A 16667-nucleotide genomic window follows, 5' to 3' on the forward strand; every position below is an offset into this window, starting at 1 on the left:
TGCGCTGCGGTTCGTTAGATTGTCCGGCCGCGCCGCCATACTATAAGCCCGTCGTCTCGGCCGTTGCGTCTGCGAGCCCATGCGTGGGCGCATCCGAACACCTCTTTCACGACGAGCGATTCCCGATGACGTTGAGCCCTACGTTCGCATTCATCGTAACTTGTCTCGGCTTCGGCTTCATTCCGGGCCCGGCGTTGCTGCAAACCGTCTCGCTGACGCTCCAGCATGGGCGGCGCGCGGGCGCGCTGTCGGCGCTCGGCATCCATCTCGGCGCGCTCTTGCAGATCGGCGCGGTTGCGATCGGCGCAGTCGTCGTGCTGAACACGTCGCCGTGGCTCTATCACGCGCTGCGCATCGCGGGCGGCGCCTATCTGATCTGGCTCGGCATCCAGCGCGTGCGCGCCCGGCCCGACGCCGGCGGCGCGCCATCGCAGATGCCGAAAAACGTGATCTCGTCGAGTGCGCTGATCGAGGCATCGAATCCGAAATCGGCGCTCTTCTATATGTCGTTCCTGTTGCAATTCGTCGATCCGTCGGCGCCGCTCGAGGTCGGCTGGCAGCTTTTCCTGCTCGGCGCATCCGCGAATCTGCTGTTCTCGCTCGCCGATCTGGTCTGCATCGCGCTCGCCCATCCGCTGCGCAAGCGCGCAGCGCCCGGCGGCCCGGCAATGACCGTCGGCCGCTATCTGGCGGGCGCGCTCTTTATCGGCCTTGGCATCGCCGCGATCGTCACGCGCTGACGTTGCGTCGAAGCCGGGGCCGCGCACGCGCGCGATTCGTTTACCTGAGCGTCCGGCATCGAGCTATCTGGCATGGCTCGATGCCGGCAAACCACGCCGCCGCTCGTCGATCCAATGCACTGTTCGTGGCCGGCCGCGCAGCCGCGCTGACAGCCGCGCTTATCCGGCTGCGCCCGGCATCGAAAGAGCACAGACAGCACAAGTAATATATATGTAATGATTCGCTGCGAGGATCGCATCCCGGTCGGCAGCGGCAACCCGTGTCGGCATGCCCGTGCTCCGATGTCTCCTTGTTCTTCCCCCTTTCATCTCACAGGATCGACGATATGCTCTTCAAACGCTCGTTCGCATGCGCGCCCGTCGTGCTCGGCTGCGCCGCGGCGCTCACACTTGCCGCGTGTGGCGGCGACGACGACCCGAACTACACGCGCCCGATCGCCGCGAAGGTACAGGTCATCGGCCATCGCGGCGCGAGCGCGCTGCGCCCCGAGCACACGCTTGCGTCATATCGCAAGGCCATCGAGGACGGCGCGGACGTCATCGAGCCCGATCTCGTCGCAACGCGTGACGGCGTGCTCGTCGCGCGCCACGAGAACGAAATCTCCGGCACGACGAACGTGTCGACACTGCCGCAATTCGCGAGCCGCAAGACGACGAAGACGATCGATGGCATCCGCTTGACCGGCTGGTTCACCGAGGACTTCACGCTCGCCGAGCTCAAGACGCTGCGCGCGCGTGAGCGGATTGCGCAATTTCGTCCGGCAAACACCAGCTACAACGATCAGTTCGAGATTCCGACCTTCGACGAGATCATCGCGCTCGCCAAGCAGATGTCCACGCAGGTCGGCCGCACGATCCACCTCTATCCGGAAACCAAGCATCCGACCTACTTCCAGTCGATCGGCCTGCCGCTCGAGGACCGCTTGATCGACGCACTGCGCAAGGATACCTACACCGCGCGCGACGCGACCATCTACATCCAGTCGTTCGAAGTCGCGAATCTGAAGGCGATCCGGAACCGCATCGGCGCGAGCCAGCCGAACTGGAAGCTCGTGCAACTGATGGACGAGCCCAAGCAGCAGCCATACGACTTCGTGAAGGCGGGCGACGCGCGCACCTATGGCGATCTGTCGACACAGCGCGGCATGCGTGAAATCGCAGCGTATGCGAATGCGGTCGGCCCGTACAAGACGTCGATCATTCCCGTCGACGCGAGCGGCACGCTGCAGCAACCGACCGACTACGTGCGCAACGCACACGAAGCGGGACTGCTCGTGCATCCGTACACGTTCCGGCCGGAAAACAATTTCCTGCCGGCCTCGCTGAAGGATGGCGGTGCGCCGAGCGCGCGCAACACGTCCGGCTCGGTGCGCGAAATTCAGGCATACCTGCGCGCGGGCATCGACGGCTTCTTCACCGACGATCCGGCCGTCGGCCGCACGGCGCTCGACACGTTGCGCCGCTAAGCCGCCCTTCCGAGCGGCGCGCCCAGTACGCGCGACATGCGCGAGCCCGCCATGCGCCGCGGCTCGCGCGTTCGTCGCGCGGCGCGGCCCGCGCATGCCGTGCGGGTGTCAGCAACCGGCAGCAGCGGCCGCCCCAACCCGCTTACAATGCTGCGCGTTCCGTATCAAACAAAGGAGACGCGCGCGATGACGCACGGCATTCATGGTGAAAAGCGCTGGTATGCGCTGATCGTTCTTTGTCTGGGCGTGCTGATGATCGTGCTCGATTCGACGATCGTCAACGTCGCGCTGCCGTCGATCGGCACGGACCTGCATTTTTCCGAAACCGCGCTCGTGTGGGTCGTCAACGCGTACATGCTGACGTTCGGCGGCTGCCTGCTGCTCGGCGGCCGGCTCGGCGATCTGTACGGCCATCGCCGGATATTCCTCGCCGGCTTGACGCTTTTCACGCTCGCGTCGCTCGCCTGCGGCATCGCGCAATCGCAGGCGGTGCTGATCGCCGCGCGCGCGGTGCAGGGAACGGGTGGCGCGGTGGTCTCAGCGGTGTCGCTGTCGCTGATCATGAATTTGTTCACCGAGCCCGGCGAGCGGGCGAAGGCGATGGGCGTCTACGGCTTCGTCTGCGCAGGCGGCGGCAGCCTCGGCGTGCTGCTGGGCGGCGTGCTGACGAGCGCGCTGAGCTGGCACTGGATCTTCCTCGTCAATCTGCCGATCGGCGTGGCCGTCTACGCGCTGTCCGCCGCGCTGCTGCCGAAAATCCGCGCGCAGGCGGCCGGCGCACGCCTGGACGTCGCGGGCGCCATCACCGTCACCGCGTCGCTGATGCTTGCCGTCTACGGCGTCGTCAACGGCAACGAAGCCGGCTGGCTGTCGATGCAGACGATCGCGCTGCTTGGCGCGGCGGCAGCGCTGTTCGCGGCGTTCATCGGCATCGAGGCGCGCGTCGCGCATCCGCTGATGCCGCTTGCGCTCGTCGCCAAGCGCAATGTCGCGATCGCGAACGCGATCGGCGTGCTGTGGGCCGCCGCGATGTTCGCGTGGTTTTTCCTGTCCGCGCTCTATATGCAGCGCGTGCTCGGCTACCAGCCGCTCGAAGTCGGCCTGGCGTTTCTGCCCGCCAATCTGATCATGGCGGCATTCTCGCTCGGGCTGTCGGCGAAGATCGTGATGCGCTTCGGTATCCGCGCGCCGATCGCCTTCGGGCTTGCCGCCGCCGCGCTCGGTCTCGCGCTGTTCGCCCAGGCTCCGGCGAACGGCAGCTTCGTCGCGCATGTGCTGCCCGGCATGGCGCTACTCGGCTTCGGCGCGGGCATCGCGTTCAATCCGGTGCTGCTCGCCGCGATGAGCGACGTCGCACCGAACGATTCCGGGCTCGCGTCGGGCATCGTCAACACGTCGTTCATGATGGGCGGCGCGCTCGGCCTCGCGGTGCTCGCCAGCATCGCCGCCGCACGCACCGACGCGCTCGCTGCCGTGCACGTTGCGGCGCAATCCGCTCTCAATGGCGGTTATCACGCGGCATTCGTCTGCGGCGCGATCTTCGCCGCGCTTGCCGCATGTCTCGGGTTCGCGCTGCGCGCCCCGGCACAGACCGCCGGCGACGCCGAGCTGCGCAGCACCGCGCATTGACGCGACCGGCATGGCAAAGGCGGCTCGCGCGGAGATCGGCGATACGCGCGCCTGCCGGGCGATTGAAGCCGCCTGTTTCACCGACGCAAAGGCGCGGCGGACGATGCGTTATTCCGCGCGCGATTCACCCGGCCCGGTGACGTCGCACGCTGCGCGCCACTTGCCTGCGTCAGATCCGCGGCTCCTCACGCGCGGCCGACGGCGGCCCGGTTCCCGTTGCCCGCCCGCCGCCGACGCCCCGGCGTTTGCAATTCGCGCCTCGCCGCGCGTGAAACCTCGCGCGCCAGCCGCGGCGCGACACCGCGCTTGTACGCGCCTATCGAACCCAAGCCGGCGTCGCGCGCGCGATACCATCCGGCGGCCCGTTTTTGCGCGCTCCGGCGCCGGAGCGCGAGTTTTGCGACAATGGCGGGCTTTGGCAGCCCGCCGACCGTCACTTTCAAACGCCTAACGCCCCCGCCGATGCCGTTGCCTCATATCGATCTGCTGTACTCCCTGTCCGGCCTCTTCGTCGGCTTTCTCGTCGGTTTGACGGGCGTCGGCGGCGGCTCGCTGATGACGCCGATTCTCGTCCTGCTGTTCAATGTCCATCCGGCGACGGCGGTCGGCACCGATCTGCTGTACGCGGCGGTCACGAAAGCCACCGGCACGTTCGTGCACGGGCTCAAAGGCACGGTCGACTGGCGAATCACCGCCCGGCTCGCGGCAGGCAGCGTGCCCGCCGCCACCGCCACGCTATGGATTCTGCATACGCGCGGGTTGCATGCGCAGAGTACGGGCCGGATGATCGAGTGCGTGCTCGGCGCGGCGCTGCTGCTGACCGCGCTGTCGCTGTTGTTCCGGCCGCAGCTCGCGGCGCTTGCCGCGCGGCATGCGCGCGCGCTGCCGCCGAGCCCCGCGCGCACGCTCGTCGCGACTGTCGTGACGGGTATCGTGCTCGGCGTGCTCGTGTCGCTGACGTCGGTCGGCGCGGGGGCGATCGGCGTGACCGTGCTGCTGCTTCTCTACCCGGCGCTCACGACGACCCGGATCGTCGGCTCCGATATCGCGCACGCGGTTCCGCTCACGCTCGTCGCGGGTATCGGGCATTGGCTGCTCGGCTCGGTCGATTGGTCGATGCTGGCATCGCTGCTGTTGGGCTCGCTGCCCGGCATCGTGGCGGGCAGCCACCTGTCGGCGCGCGCGCCGGAAAGCCTGCTGCGGCGGGTGCTGGCGGCGACGCTGGTTGCGGTCGGCGCGAAGCTGGTGCTCGCGTAGCGCCCGCGAGCCGAATCTGCAACGCGGCTGGCCGGGCCGAGCCGCCGCGAAGGCCGCCCGCTATTTGGCGCGTACCGCAGCGTATCGCCGCGCCCCCTCGCTCGCCGGGTTTGGACGGCGGAGGCCTGCATGGCGTGCGGGTCGGCTCAGCGTTCAGGTTGACGAACGCTCAGGGCTGCACTTCGGCGCGCAAGCGCCGGCAAACGGCCGACCGCGCTCGCCGCGTTCAGACAATCGGCAATCGGCGCTCGCCGCGTCATCCGATTCAGCCCGATCCGCGCCGGGCGGGCGGCCGGCCGGCAAAAACCGGCATTCCGCCTGTCGGCGCGGCCGGCAATGACAATGCAAAACGCATAACGAAAAAAAACCGAAATCGCGCGCCGAAGCAAAATCAGAGCGGCACGTCGATCACGCCCGTGCTCGCCTTGATCGCATTGGCCGCACCCGGCGCCGGATCGATCGGCGGCAGGTTCGCCGCCGACAGCGCGGGCGCCGAGCCCGGTGTGCCGCCGCGCGGCGTCGTGCGAATCACTTGCGACGGCGGCAGCGGCGTGCCGTTTTTCAGATGACTCCACATCAGATTCAGCGCGAGCAGATCGTAATAGTGGACAGGCACGTAGCGCGTATCGAAACCCGGCGCGGACAGGAATGCATCGAAATGCTGGCCGTTCGTCACTTCGTAGAACGAAAGCTGGCTCCGGCTGCCTTCGGCCAGGCTGTTCTGCGCGACGTAGGCACGCGACGCGTGATTGACGGGCACGAGCGCGTCGCTTCTGCCATGCACGATGATCGCCGGCTTGTGTCGCAGATTCGCGTTGACGCGCACCGCATCGACGCTCGCGCCGATGCCGAGCTGATTAGCGCTCCAGATCTGGCGCAGGCACAGCGCGCCCGCGAAGCTCGCATCGGGCGTCGCCAGCCGATGATCGACGCCGCCCACGGCGCCGTTGAACACGAGGTTGATGCCGTTGGTCGGCGCAATGCCGTTGCCCATTCCGTACAGATTCGTCATCGGCGACACCGACGCCGGTGCGACCGCGCCCGTCGCCGGGTTCGTCGTCGCGAAACTGAAATTGCAAAGATTGTCGGTGACGCCGGAACGCGTGTAGGCGTTCGCATACGTGACGGCGATCGCCGGAATCGCCTGCGAATCCCACATCGGCGCGTGCAACAGATCGGAATCGGCAAGATAGCCGGCCGCATGAAGCTGCGCGAGCGCGTCGCTTGCCTGGCTCGGTGTGTCCGCGCCCGCGACGAGCCCGGCCGCGGCGAGCGTCGCGCAGCGCTGCGCGCGGATCGCTTGCGTCTGCGCAAGCGGCAGCGTGCCGAGATACGGCGCACCGGCCACTGCGGGCGCGGCGGCCGCGCACGGCTGAAGCAGGTTCGCGAGACTCGCGTAGTCGGCGAGCGGCCGGCCGAACGACGGCACACTCACGCCATTCTGCTCGACCGTCACGCCCGGCGCGAGCCGCACGTTGATTTGCGGCTCGCCGACGACGACCGCCGTGATCCAGCCGCGCGTGTCCTGCTCGGCCGCCGCGAGCGCCGCGCCGCCGCCGTTGCTGACCGATGCGGCGATCGTCGTGATGTCGCCGGGCCGGTAGCGGATGCCGTGGTGCCGGTCGCCGATGCGCGGGCCGTACTGCTCGTTGAGCGCCCAATACGCGAATTCGACTGCCTGCAGCGTCACGCGCCCCCAGTCCTGCTCCGGGTTCTGCTGCGAATGCGCATGCTTGTACGCATAGCGGTACGGATACGCGCTATTGAACGCGGCAAGCGCGGAACCCGGCTCGCTCGCGGTGAAGAGGCTCGCGTGCCCGGCGCTCGACGCGTCCGCGAGCGTGCCGTCGATCCGCGTGATCCGGTTGGTGCCGATTTCGTGCGCGCCGTTGCCGCCGCCCTTGTCGTTGTATGCGACCGCGCATCCGCGCTTGAGCCCCCATTCGCCCGCCGTCGCGATCGCGCCGTACACGCCGCGCGAGCCCGACGACGTCGCCGTCACGATGCAAGGATTCGCCGGATCGAAGCTCGCCGGCACCTGCACGAGCAGCGTGACGTTTTTGCGGCCGCTGCCGTCGTCCGAGTAGGCAAGATATTCGGTGCCGGGGATCTTGCCTTCGCCGAGCGTATCGTGGCCCGCGAGATCGACGTTCGGTCCCCAGAAGCGCCCGTAACCGCCGTTCAGCGTCATATCGACGAGCGCGCGATAGTTCGTGTAGATCGCCAGACGGCGCAGTTCCGCCGCGCTCGGCTGCGCCGGATTCGCGAAGCCGGGCCGCGTCGCGCTGCCCAGCCCGGTCTTGCCGAGCCCGGCCGTCAGCAGATCGTCGCTCGCGCCGTCGTAAGCGCTCACGCTCACATTGCCCGCGATGAAATCCGGCTGCGTATTGACCGGTGCGCCATCGTCGCCGTTGCACGCGCCGAGCAGCGCGCTGCTCACGCACGCGAGCGCCAGCAGCCACGCCCGCTTCGATCGGACTGCGATCCTCGTCATTTCCCGCCCCCTGTTGTCTTGCGCCGTCCGCGGCGAACGCCGTCGCCTCCCGGCCAGCGCGCGCCGCGGGCGGCGGCGCGCCGGATGCGCGCTGCCGCCCCGCGCGCGTCACCGCCTCACTGCATTTGCACGGACAGCTTGTTGGTCACCGACGTCACGCCCGCGACGCTCTTGGCCGCCGCGACCGCCTTGTCGATCTGCGACGCATCCGGCACCGACCCTTCGAGCGTCACGGCGCCGCCGCCTTTCGAGCGCACGGTAATGTTCGACACATCCACCCCGTTGGCTTTCGAAATCGCCTTGCGCACCGCGTAGCCGAGCTTGCGGTTCGCGTGCCGCGCGCTCTTGGCGGCTGCCTTCGACGCGCTTTGCGCAGCCGCCGCGGGCGCCGAGGCGCCCGGCGCCGCGTCGCTTGCCTGCGCGAACACGTTGCCGCCCGTGAGCGCCAGGACGATCACGCCCCCGAGTGCCTTCGATACGATCGATTTCATATGCTCTCCTGATTTCTGATTGATTTTGACGGGCACCACGGCCGGCGCAGCACAACGGGTTCGCGATAAGAACACCGACGCGACGGCCCCGCACAATGTAATCCACAGTCCGCACGTGCGCCAAGTATTCGCGCAACGGGCATGCGGTGCGGCACCGCGGCGGCCCCAAGCGCCGCAACGGCGGCGAACTCGGGTACTATCGCCGCGAGCAGATCGCCAGCCGTCACCCCGCCCATGAAGCCAACCCCGCCACGCCGCTCCCGGCAGCATCCGATCGTCGCCCGCTTCGTCGCGGTGTCGTGGCGCGATCTCGCGATGTCGATCGGGCCGACCGTGCTGCTGACAGCCGCCGCGATCTGGCTCGCCATCGCCCTCCTGCAGCCCGCGCCGCCGACATCGCTGACCATCTCCGCAGGCCCGCCCGGCAGTTCGAACTGGCTTGCCGCGCAAAAATATAAGCAGATCCTTGCAAAAAATGGCGTCACGCTCAACGTGCTCCCGTCCGCCGGCTCGGCCGAGAATCTCGCGCGGCTGTCCGATCCGGCGCAGCGCGTCGACATCGGCTTCGTGCAAAGCGGCATCGACCGCAAGGACAAGCACGAGAATCTCGTATCGCTCGGCAGCATCGGCTACGTGCCGCTCGCGATACTCTACCGCGGCCCCGTGGTGGAGCGGCTGTCGCAGTTCAATGGCAAGCGGCTCGCGATCGGCGCCGAGGGCGCGGGCGCGCACGAACTCGGCCTGGCCCTGTTGAAGATGAACGGCATCGTGCCGGGCGGGCCGACCGAGCTGCTGCCGCTGTCGGGCGAGGACGCGGCGCGCGCGCTGACCGAAGGCCGGATCGACGCGGCGTTCCTATCCGGCGATTCGACGCAGATTCCAGTGATGGCGAAACTCTTTCGCGCACCGGGCGTGCATTTCTATTCGTTTACGCAGGCGGAGGCGTACACGCGGCGCTTCCCCTATCTGACGGAAATCACGCTGCCGATGGGCGTCTATGATCCCGGCACCAACCTGCCGCCCACGGACATCCACACGCTGTCGCCCACCATCGAGTTGATTGCGCGCGACACGCTGCATCCGGCGCTCTCCGATCTGCTCATCGAAGCCGCGCGCGACGTCCACCATCGCGCGACGATCCTGCAGCGCGCGGACGAATTCCCGTCGCCCGTCACGCGCAGCAGCTTCCCGCTGTCGGACGACGCCGCGCGCTATTACAAATCCGGCAAGACCTTTCTGTACCGGAAGATGCCGTTCTGGGTCGCGAGCCTCGTCGACCGGCTGCTCTTTATCGTGGTGCCGCTCATCGTCGTGCTGATTCCGGGGCTGCGGCTCGTGCCGGCGCTATACGGCTGGCGTGTGCGCTCGCGGATCTATCGCTGGTACGGTGCGCTGATCGCACTGGAGCGCGGCGCGCTCGGCGAGCACACCGCCCGGCAGCGCGCCGCGCTGCTCGATAGGCTCGATAACGTCGAGAACGCGGTCAACCGGATGAAGATGCCGCTTGCTTACGCGGGGCAGTTCTACGTACTGCGCGAGCACATCGGCTTCGTGCGCGAGCGGCTGATCGCACGCGAGCCGCAATCGCGGCCGGCGCACGCAAGCAGCGCGCCGGCCGCCGCCGCGGGCAGCCCGCCCGCGCACGACGCGCCGCATCGCGATAGCACTGCGCCGCACGGCGATAACGGCGATACGCAGCCCGCCGGCACACCCGCCGCCGATGCGCCGTTCGCGAACGCGCCGCGGCCCGGCCCCGCTGAAGAACGGCACAAGCATCCGTGACGTTCGTATGACCCATGCCGCGCCGGCCAGTACCCGGTTCACCGGAGCGCGGCGCAATACGCCCGAGCCGATACGCATCGGCCCCGGCCATCCCCCGCGACGGCTGCATTTGTCCCCGCCGCCGCGTAACATTGCGACACGACGCCGCCCGTTGCGTCCCTTCCGTCAGGAGATCCTCGATGACCGTCGGCATCGACGCTTCGCAGCCGGCATGGTTTTACGATTTCGTGTCGCCGTTCTCGTACCTGCTGCTCGAACAGCATGGCAAGTGGCCGCGCGTATCATTCGCGCTCACGCCCGTATCGCTGCTGGATCTGCATCGTCACTGGGGCCAGCGCCCGACGTCCGACGTGCCGGCGAAACGCGTTTTCACTTATCGGCACGCGCTTTTTCGCGCCGAGCAGCTCGGCATTGCGTTCAAGATGCCGCCTGCGCACCCGTTCGACGGGTCGCGCGTGCTGCTGCTCGCGACGCTGCTGAATGGCGACTTTCATGCGATACGCGAGATTTTCCGCTTCATCTGGCGAGAAGGCCGTGATCCGGTCGAGCCTGGTAATTTCGCTGAACTCTGCGGACGAGTCGGAATCGCGCACGACGATCCGCGGCTCGCGTCGGACGAAACCCATGCGCAGTTGCGCCGCAATACGGACGATGCAATCTCGCTCGGCGTGTTCGGCGTGCCGACGTTTTGGCTGAACCGTCAGCTATTCTGGGGCGAGGATGCGCTGCCGATGGTGCTCTATTGCGCACGCACGCCGAGCTGGCTGGAATCGAAGGAAGTCACGCGGATCAGCACGCTGCCGTCGGGCCTTGCATGACGGCGCGTCGTGCGTCGCGGGCGGGCGTGCCGCGCTGACGGCGCGGCGCGCCATGATCGACGCTCATCGAGCCGGCGGTCGGATCAAGCGTGACAGAAAGTTTCCTGCAGATGGGACCAACGCACCCGCCCCGTGCGCAGATCGCGCTCGAACACCGCCGTCGACCGGCGCGACGGCAGCGCACCCGTCGCATCCGTTTGGTGCTCGACGTAGCTGACGATCGCGAGTTCGCCGAGCACGGTGAGCGCGCGCATCTGCGAAAACGTGATCGCCAGCCCCGGCTTGCGGCCCGCGAGCCGGGCGAACAGCGCGCGCAACGCGTCGTGATCGTAGAGATGGCCGTCCGTGCCGATCATCGTGAAGCCGGGCGCGAAATGCGCCATCAGCGCGTCGAGCGCGGCGGGCCCGGATGCGTCGCCCGCGAGCCAGTCGCGAATCGCGTCGCAAGCGGCGACGAGTTCGTCGAAATAGGGTTGATGCGCTTGCATGGATCTCTCTGCCGTTTTGAACGAGCGCGACGCACGCCGCGCGAACTGAACTCGCGAGTGTACCTGCGACGTCAGCGGCATGCCGCCGACGCGCGCCGCGATACGCGCGGCTGGCATCGCCGCGCACGGGCCGCCAAGGCGGCAAGTCTGTTCGCCCCGCGGCGGCATCGCCAGCCGCCGCCCGGCGGCGCAAACGCCCGATACGGCTGCGTCACGGAACCGCCCGGCGATGCCGGTCCGCGATCCATGAGGCGCCCCGCCGCCATCACGCCGGGACATCGTGCATCAGCGCGCGGGAACCGGATCGAGCCCGGTCTTCCGGATATCGGCCGCGGCGCCCGGCGATGCAAGATAGTCGAGCAACGCGCGCGCTTCACGCGGATGCCGCGCGCCGACCGGAATGCCGCCCGCGTAGCGCGTGATCGATTGCAACGGCTCCGGAATCTTGCCGACGAACGTCACCCCCGGCACCGGCAACAATTCGCTCACCTGCTGGAAGCCGAATGCATACGTGCCGTCGGCGACCTTCGTGGCGACCGGAACGCGCGGCACCATCGTCGCCTTCGGCCCAACCTGGGCCTCGACGCCCAGGCGCTTGAAAAGCGCGTCGCGAATATACACGCCGCTCGCGCTATCCGAATACGCCACCGATTTCGCCTGCAACAGCGCCGCTTTCAGCGCCTCGGGCGTGCTGATGTCGGGCGCGGGCGCGCCGTCGCGCACGACCGCCCCGATACGCGAATCGGCCAGCTCGACGCGTGAAGCCGGATCGATCTTGCCTTCGCCGATCAGCTTGTCGAGCGCATAGCCGACCATGATCACGACATCGGCCGGCTCGCCGCGCGCGAGCCGATTCGGAATCGCCTCGGGCGTCGCGCCCATCGACGGTCCCCAGGCGATGTCGAGCGTATTGCCGCTCGCCGCTTCGAATTTCGGCGCGAGCAGCTTGTACGCAGCCGTGAAGCCGCCGGAATTCATCACGTGCAATTCGGCTGCGTCGGCGGGCGCAACGGTCACGCCAACGGCAACGGCAGCAGCAATGGCCGCGGCAAGCCGCGGCGCGCGGCGAAGGTGCTGTGTCAGCGGAGATCTCATCATCATTGTGGTGCCCAGCGCTAGGGTTGGAAGGCAAACGCCGACGATCTTCGCTGAAACCGGTTCTTCCGGAAATCAGGGGCTGCCAGGATAGGAGCCTCGGCCGGAACGCTTCGCAACGCCGACGCCAAGGCCACACCCGGCAACCTCAGGATTGCGGCGCGCCCTTAAGCCCCCAGTCGCGGCAGGCCGGGCAACCTTGGCGCCTCTGGCCGCCGCACGACGCCCCATTCACCGCGCCCGCCCCCCGCTCACCGCCTGCACCGCGCGCAGAATCGCCTCGCCCGTCGCGGGCGCCGTGAGCGGCGGATTGATCGCATCGCCGCCCACCGACGCAATCGCATCGCGAATCGCGAAGAACACCGAAAACGGCAGCAGCAGCGGCGGCTCGCCGACCGCCTTCGACCGGTGAATGCTGTCCTCGGCATTGCGGTTGTCGAACAGCTTCACGCGAAAATCCGGCGGGCAATCGTTGACGGTCGGGATCTTGTAAGTCGACGGCGCATGCGTCATCAGCGTGCCGTCGTCGCGCCACCACAGCTCCTCGGTCGTGAGCCAGCCCATCCCCTGGATGAATGCGCCTTCGATCTGCCCGATGTCGATCGCCGGATTCAGCGACGCGCCGACGTCATGCAGCACGTCCGCGCGCAGCACGCGCATCTCGCCGGTGAGCGTATCGACGATCACTTCCGAGACGGCCGCGCCGTATGCATAGTAGAAAAACGACCGACCCGTCAGCGTCGTCTGATCCCAATGCAGCTTCGGCGTGGCGTAAAAGCCGTCGGACCACAGCTGCACGCGCGCACGATATGCGTGCGCCACCACCTCGTCGAACGGCACGACGGCATCGCCGATCCGCACGCCGTCATAGTCGAAGCGCACGTCGGCCGGCCGCGCGGCACCGTTGCCGAAATGCCCGGCAGCGAACGCGGCGAGCCGCTCGCGCAACTGGCGCGCGGCGTCCTGCGCGGCCTTGCCGTTCAGATCCGAGCCGGTCGACGCCGCGGTTGCCGACGTGTTCGCGACCTTGCTCGTATCGGTCGCCGTCACGCGGATGCGCTCGAAGCTCACGCCCAGCTCGTGCGCCACCACCTGTGCAACCTTCGTGTTGAGCCCCTGGCCCATCTCCGTGCCGCCGTGATTCACGAGGATCGAGCCGTCGGTATAGATATGAACGAGCGCGCCCGCCTGATTGAAATGCGCGACGTTGAACGCGATGCCGAACTTCACCGGCGTCAGCGCGATGCCTTTTTTCAGCACCGGACTTGCCGCATTGAACGCGCGCGTCGCGGCGCGGCGCGCGCGATAGTCGCTCGTCGCCTCCAGCTCGTCGATCAGCTCGTGCAGCACGTTGTCCTCGACCGTCTGGCCGTAGGGCGTCACGTTGCGCTCGGTCTTGCCGTACAGGTTCGCGCGGCGCACGTCGAGCGGATCGCGGCCGAGCGCGCGCGCGATGTTGTCGATGATGTACTCGATCGCGAACGCGCCCTGCGGGCCGCCGAAGCCGCGAAACGCGGTGTTCGACTGCGTGTTCGTCTTCCCGCAGCGGCCGGTAATCGACACGTCGGGCAACCAGTACGCATTGTCGAAATGACAGATGGCGCGCGTCATCACCGGCCCCGACAGATCGGCGGAAAACCCGCAGCGCGACGTCATGTCGACCGAGACGCCGGTGATCACGCCCGCGTCGTCATAGCCGACGTCGTACCGGTAATGGAAATCGTGGCGCTTGCCGGTGATCATCATGTCGTCGTCACGATCCGGGCGCAGCTTGACCGGGCGCTGCAGCTTCCATGCGGCAAGCGCCGCGCAGCACGCGAACAGGCCCGACTGCGATTCCTTGCCGCCGAAGCCGCCGCCCATGCGGCGGCATTCGACGAGCACGTCGTGCGACGCCACGCCAAGCAGGCGCGCCACCACGTGCTGCATCTCGCTCGGATGCTGCGTCGAGCTGTACACATGCATCGCGCCGTCTTCCTTCGGCACCGCGTAGGCGATCTGCCCTTCGAGATAAAACTGCTCCTGGCCGCCGAGCGTCAGCTCGCCCGCGTCGCGATGCGCGGCGCGTTCGATCTGCGCGGCCGCCTCGCCGCGCGCGAGCGTCATCGGCGGCACCACGTAGGATTCGGCGGCGCGCGCTTGCTGCGCGGTGAGGACCGCCGGCAGCGGATCGTATTCGATCTGCGCGCGGCGCGCGGCACGCCGCGCGGCGTCGTGCGACGTGGCGACGACGACGAAAATCGGCTGCCCGACATACTGGACGACGCCGGGCGCGAGCACCGGATCGTCGTGGACGACCGGCCCGCAATCGTTCACGCCCGCAATGTCGTCCGCGGTCAGCACCGCAACGACGCCGGGCGCCGCGCGCACCGCGTCGAGCCGCATCGACACGATCTTCGCATGCGGCTTCGCGGACAGGCCAAGCGCCGCATGCAGCGTGCCGGCGACGAGCGCGATGTCGTCGGTATAAGTCGCGCGGCCGCTCACGTGCAGATGCGCGGATTCGTGCGGACGCGACACGTGCACTTGCTTGAAGCCGTCGGGGTCGGCAGCCACGCTCAGGAAAGGTTCGGTTTGCTGATTCATGATTCGATGCTCCATACGCTTCGTGCCGGCCGCTCAGGATGCGGCCGGCTCGGCCGCCGCCGTCGCGCGCACGTTCACCGCCGACGCGAGCAACGGATCGTGCGGCCGGGTTTCCAGCCAGAAGCGGTACAGCAGGTTCTTCGCGGTCGCGAGCCGGTACGCACTTGTCGCGCGCATGTCGGTAAGCGGCGCGTAGTCGTCTTCGAGCGCGCGCATGGCCGCGTGCGCGGCGGCTTCGTCCCAGACCGCGCCGACAAGCGCAGCCTCGGCATGCGCCGCGCGCCTGGGCGTTGCCGCCATGCCGCCGAACGCGATGCGCGGCGCGCGCACCTTGTCGCCGTCAGCGATGAACGCGAACGCCGCGCAGACCGCGGAGATATCGGAATCGAAGCGCTTCGACAGCTTGTATGTGCGCAATTTCAGGTTCGCGCGCGCACCGGTGCGCTTGGGCACCTTCAGCGCAACGACGAACTCGTGCTCGGCCATGTCTTTCTTTTGATAGCCCAGATACAAATCCTCGAGCGGCAGCTCGCGCATTGCATCGCCGCCGCGCAGCACGGCACGTGCGCCCAGCGCGATCAGGCCCGGCATCGAATCGCCGATCGGCGAGCCGTTCGCAACGTTGCCGCCGAGCGTGCCGGCGTTGCGGATCGGCAGCGACGCGAAGCGCTTCCACATCTCGGTAAGCTCCGGGTAATGCACGCAGAGCGCCGCATACGCCTGCTCGACGCTCACGCCCGCGCCGATCTCGATCCAATCGCCGTCGTCGGCGATGCGGCGCAGCTCGGCGATCTGGCCGACGTAGACGATATCGCCCAGATCGCGCAACTGCTTGGTCACCCACAAGCCGACGTCGGTGCTGCCCGCGAGCAGGCGCGCGGCGGGCTTGGCGGCCTTCAGCCGCGCCAGCTCGTCGAGCGTGCGCGGCGCATCGAACGTGCGGCCCGCGTGCTCGTAATGAAACGTGCCGCGGCGCGACAGCGTCGCGAGCGTGCGCGCAAGCGCGGCGAAGTCGGCCGGCGCGCGCGGCGGCTCATGCGCGCCGCGCGCATCGAACATCCGCACCGCCGCGTCGACGATCGGCCGGTAGCCAGTGCAGCGGCACAGATTGCCCGTCAGCGCGTCGGCGATTTCGGCGCGCGACGGCACCTCGCCCGGCTCGCCGCATTGCGCGCGCTGCACGTGCCGCTCGTAGAGCGCCCACATCGACATGACGAAGCCCGGCGTGCAAAACCCGCACTGCGAGCCGTGACACTCGATCATCGCGCGCTGCGCCGGATGCAGCGCGCCGCCCGGCTCGCGCAGATCCTCGACCGTGAACAACGCGCGGCCGTCGAGCGTCGGCAGGAACTGGATGCACGCGTTGACCGCCTTCAAATCGACGCCACCTGCATCGTTGGGCTCGCCGATCACGACCGTGCACGCACCGCAATCGCCCTCCGCGCAACCTTCCTTCGTGCCGGTGCAATGCGCGTCCTCGCGCAGATACTGGAGCACCGTGCGGGTGACCTCCGCGCCGCTGACCTCGCGGATCGCCTGACGATGATAAAAACGGATCGGCTCGCTCATGCTGTGTATATCAGTCGTAGTCGTTCGATGAAAAAAGAAACGATTCCGGGTACGCGGGCCGGCCCGCGCGGCACCCTGGGCACCGTCACGCTCACAACGCTATCACCGACAAATTCCCGAACCCATAGCCGGCCCCGCATGGGCGTTATATCGCGGCGGCGATATCGCGCTGGCGGCCGTGCATTGAACTAAACGGTCCATGCAGGCAAACCGGTTCCATGTGAGAATTCGATTTTCGCATCCGCCGATGCG

General features: G+C 68.0%; 12 protein-coding genes. 6 read left to right on the plus strand and 6 right to left on the minus strand.

Annotated features, from left to right (window positions below):
- Nucleotides 1–125: 125 nt before the first annotated feature.
- The 4 genes from BSIN_RS16050 (at nt 126) to BSIN_RS16070 (ending at nt 5092) form a co-directional block, all read left to right on the plus strand.
- Nucleotides 126–740 (plus strand): LysE family translocator, encoded by a 615-nt coding sequence (locus BSIN_RS16050; protein ID WP_089341241.1) that lies wholly within the window; start codon nt 126–128, stop codon nt 738–740.
- Nucleotides 741–1066: 326 nt separating this feature from the next.
- Nucleotides 1067–2206 carry a glycerophosphodiester phosphodiesterase gene (locus BSIN_RS16055; protein ID WP_089341242.1) on the plus strand — a complete coding sequence of 380 codons (1140 nt, stop codon included), beginning with the start codon at nt 1067–1069 and terminating at the stop codon, nt 2204–2206.
- A 186-nt stretch (nt 2207–2392) separates the two neighbouring features.
- Nucleotides 2393–3835: a DHA2 family efflux MFS transporter permease subunit gene (locus tag BSIN_RS16060; protein ID WP_089341291.1), complete on the plus strand. Its 1443-nt coding sequence runs from the start codon at nt 2393–2395 to the stop codon at nt 3833–3835.
- 462 nt (nt 3836–4297) lie between these two features.
- Nucleotides 4298–5092, plus strand: coding sequence for a sulfite exporter TauE/SafE family protein (locus BSIN_RS16070; protein ID WP_069233931.1), 795 nt, complete (start codon nt 4298–4300; stop codon nt 5090–5092).
- Nucleotides 5093–5483: 391 nt separating this feature from the next.
- Here the strand turns inward: BSIN_RS16070 and BSIN_RS16080 are convergent, their stop codons facing one another.
- Together BSIN_RS16080 and BSIN_RS16085 are read right to left on the minus strand one after the other, a co-directional pair.
- The gene (locus BSIN_RS16080; protein ID WP_089341245.1) at nt 5484–7586 is read right to left on the minus strand and encodes a D-(-)-3-hydroxybutyrate oligomer hydrolase; all 2103 of its coding nucleotides are present in this window, start codon (nt 7584–7586) and stop codon (nt 5484–5486) included.
- 116 nt (nt 7587–7702) lie between these two features.
- On the minus strand, nt 7703–8077 hold the full coding sequence (locus tag BSIN_RS16085; protein WP_059520015.1) for a BON domain-containing protein: 375 nt from the start codon (nt 8075–8077) through the stop codon (nt 7703–7705).
- Nucleotides 8078–8311: 234 nt separating this feature from the next.
- Between BSIN_RS16085 and BSIN_RS16090 the strand changes: the two genes are divergently transcribed.
- Together BSIN_RS16090 and BSIN_RS16095 are read left to right on the plus strand one after the other, a co-directional pair.
- Nucleotides 8312–9859 carry a TAXI family TRAP transporter solute-binding subunit gene (locus tag BSIN_RS16090; protein WP_089341246.1) on the plus strand — a complete coding sequence of 516 codons (1548 nt, stop codon included), beginning with the start codon at nt 8312–8314 and terminating at the stop codon, nt 9857–9859.
- A gap of 179 nt (nt 9860–10038) precedes the next feature.
- The gene (locus BSIN_RS16095; RefSeq protein WP_089341247.1) at nt 10039–10677 is read left to right on the plus strand and encodes a 2-hydroxychromene-2-carboxylate isomerase; all 639 of its coding nucleotides are present in this window, start codon (nt 10039–10041) and stop codon (nt 10675–10677) included.
- 83 nt (nt 10678–10760) lie between these two features.
- Here the strand turns inward: BSIN_RS16095 and BSIN_RS16100 are convergent, their stop codons facing one another.
- The 4 genes from BSIN_RS16100 to xdhA all read right to left on the minus strand — a co-directional run bounded on the left by BSIN_RS16100 (nt 10761) and on the right by xdhA (nt 16415).
- Nucleotides 10761–11165: a nuclear transport factor 2 family protein gene (locus BSIN_RS16100; RefSeq protein WP_069235144.1), complete on the minus strand. Its 405-nt coding sequence runs from the start codon at nt 11163–11165 to the stop codon at nt 10761–10763.
- Between the two features lie 285 nt (nt 11166–11450).
- The gene (locus tag BSIN_RS16105) at nt 11451–12260 is read right to left on the minus strand and encodes a substrate-binding domain-containing protein (protein ID WP_089341292.1); all 810 of its coding nucleotides are present in this window, start codon (nt 12258–12260) and stop codon (nt 11451–11453) included.
- Nucleotides 12261–12491: 231 nt separating this feature from the next.
- Entirely contained in the window at nt 12492–14846 is a 2355-nt protein-coding gene (xdhB, locus tag BSIN_RS16110; RefSeq protein WP_089341293.1) for a xanthine dehydrogenase molybdopterin binding subunit, read from the minus strand.
- 33 nt (nt 14847–14879) lie between these two features.
- The gene (gene xdhA, locus BSIN_RS16115; protein ID WP_089341248.1) at nt 14880–16415 is read right to left on the minus strand and encodes a xanthine dehydrogenase small subunit; all 1536 of its coding nucleotides are present in this window, start codon (nt 16413–16415) and stop codon (nt 14880–14882) included.
- Between the last annotated feature and the right edge of the window lie 252 nt (nt 16416–16667).

The sequence above is a fragment of the Burkholderia singularis genome (assembly GCF_900176645.1).
Lineage (GTDB): Bacteria > Pseudomonadota > Gammaproteobacteria > Burkholderiales > Burkholderiaceae > Burkholderia > Burkholderia singularis.

Bases quoted from the DNA above. Each gene is read 5' to 3' on its own strand.
- BSIN_RS16050 (WP_089341241.1), top strand. From the start codon at position 126: ATGACGTTGAGCCCTACGTTCGCATTCATCGTAACTTGTCTCGGCTTC.
- BSIN_RS16055 (WP_089341242.1), top strand. From the start codon at position 1,067: ATGCTCTTCAAACGCTCGTTCGCATGCGCGCCCGTCGTGCTCGGCTGC.
- BSIN_RS16060 (WP_089341291.1), top strand. From the start codon at position 2,393: ATGACGCACGGCATTCATGGTGAAAAGCGCTGGTATGCGCTGATCGTT.
- BSIN_RS16070 (WP_069233931.1), top strand. From the start codon at position 4,298: ATGCCGTTGCCTCATATCGATCTGCTGTACTCCCTGTCCGGCCTCTTC.
- BSIN_RS16080 (WP_089341245.1), bottom strand. From the start codon at position 7,586: ATGACGAGGATCGCAGTCCGATCGAAGCGGGCGTGGCTGCTGGCGCTC.
- BSIN_RS16085 (WP_059520015.1), bottom strand. From the start codon at position 8,077: ATGAAATCGATCGTATCGAAGGCACTCGGGGGCGTGATCGTCCTGGCG.
- BSIN_RS16090 (WP_089341246.1), top strand. From the start codon at position 8,312: ATGAAGCCAACCCCGCCACGCCGCTCCCGGCAGCATCCGATCGTCGCC.
- BSIN_RS16095 (WP_089341247.1), top strand. From the start codon at position 10,039: ATGACCGTCGGCATCGACGCTTCGCAGCCGGCATGGTTTTACGATTTC.
- BSIN_RS16100 (WP_069235144.1), bottom strand. From the start codon at position 11,165: ATGCAAGCGCATCAACCCTATTTCGACGAACTCGTCGCCGCTTGCGAC.
- BSIN_RS16105 (WP_089341292.1), bottom strand. From the start codon at position 12,260: ATGAGATCTCCGCTGACACAGCACCTTCGCCGCGCGCCGCGGCTTGCC.
- xdhB (WP_089341293.1), bottom strand. From the start codon at position 14,846: ATGAATCAGCAAACCGAACCTTTCCTGAGCGTGGCTGCCGACCCCGAC.
- xdhA (WP_089341248.1), bottom strand. From the start codon at position 16,415: ATGAGCGAGCCGATCCGTTTTTATCATCGTCAGGCGATCCGCGAGGTC.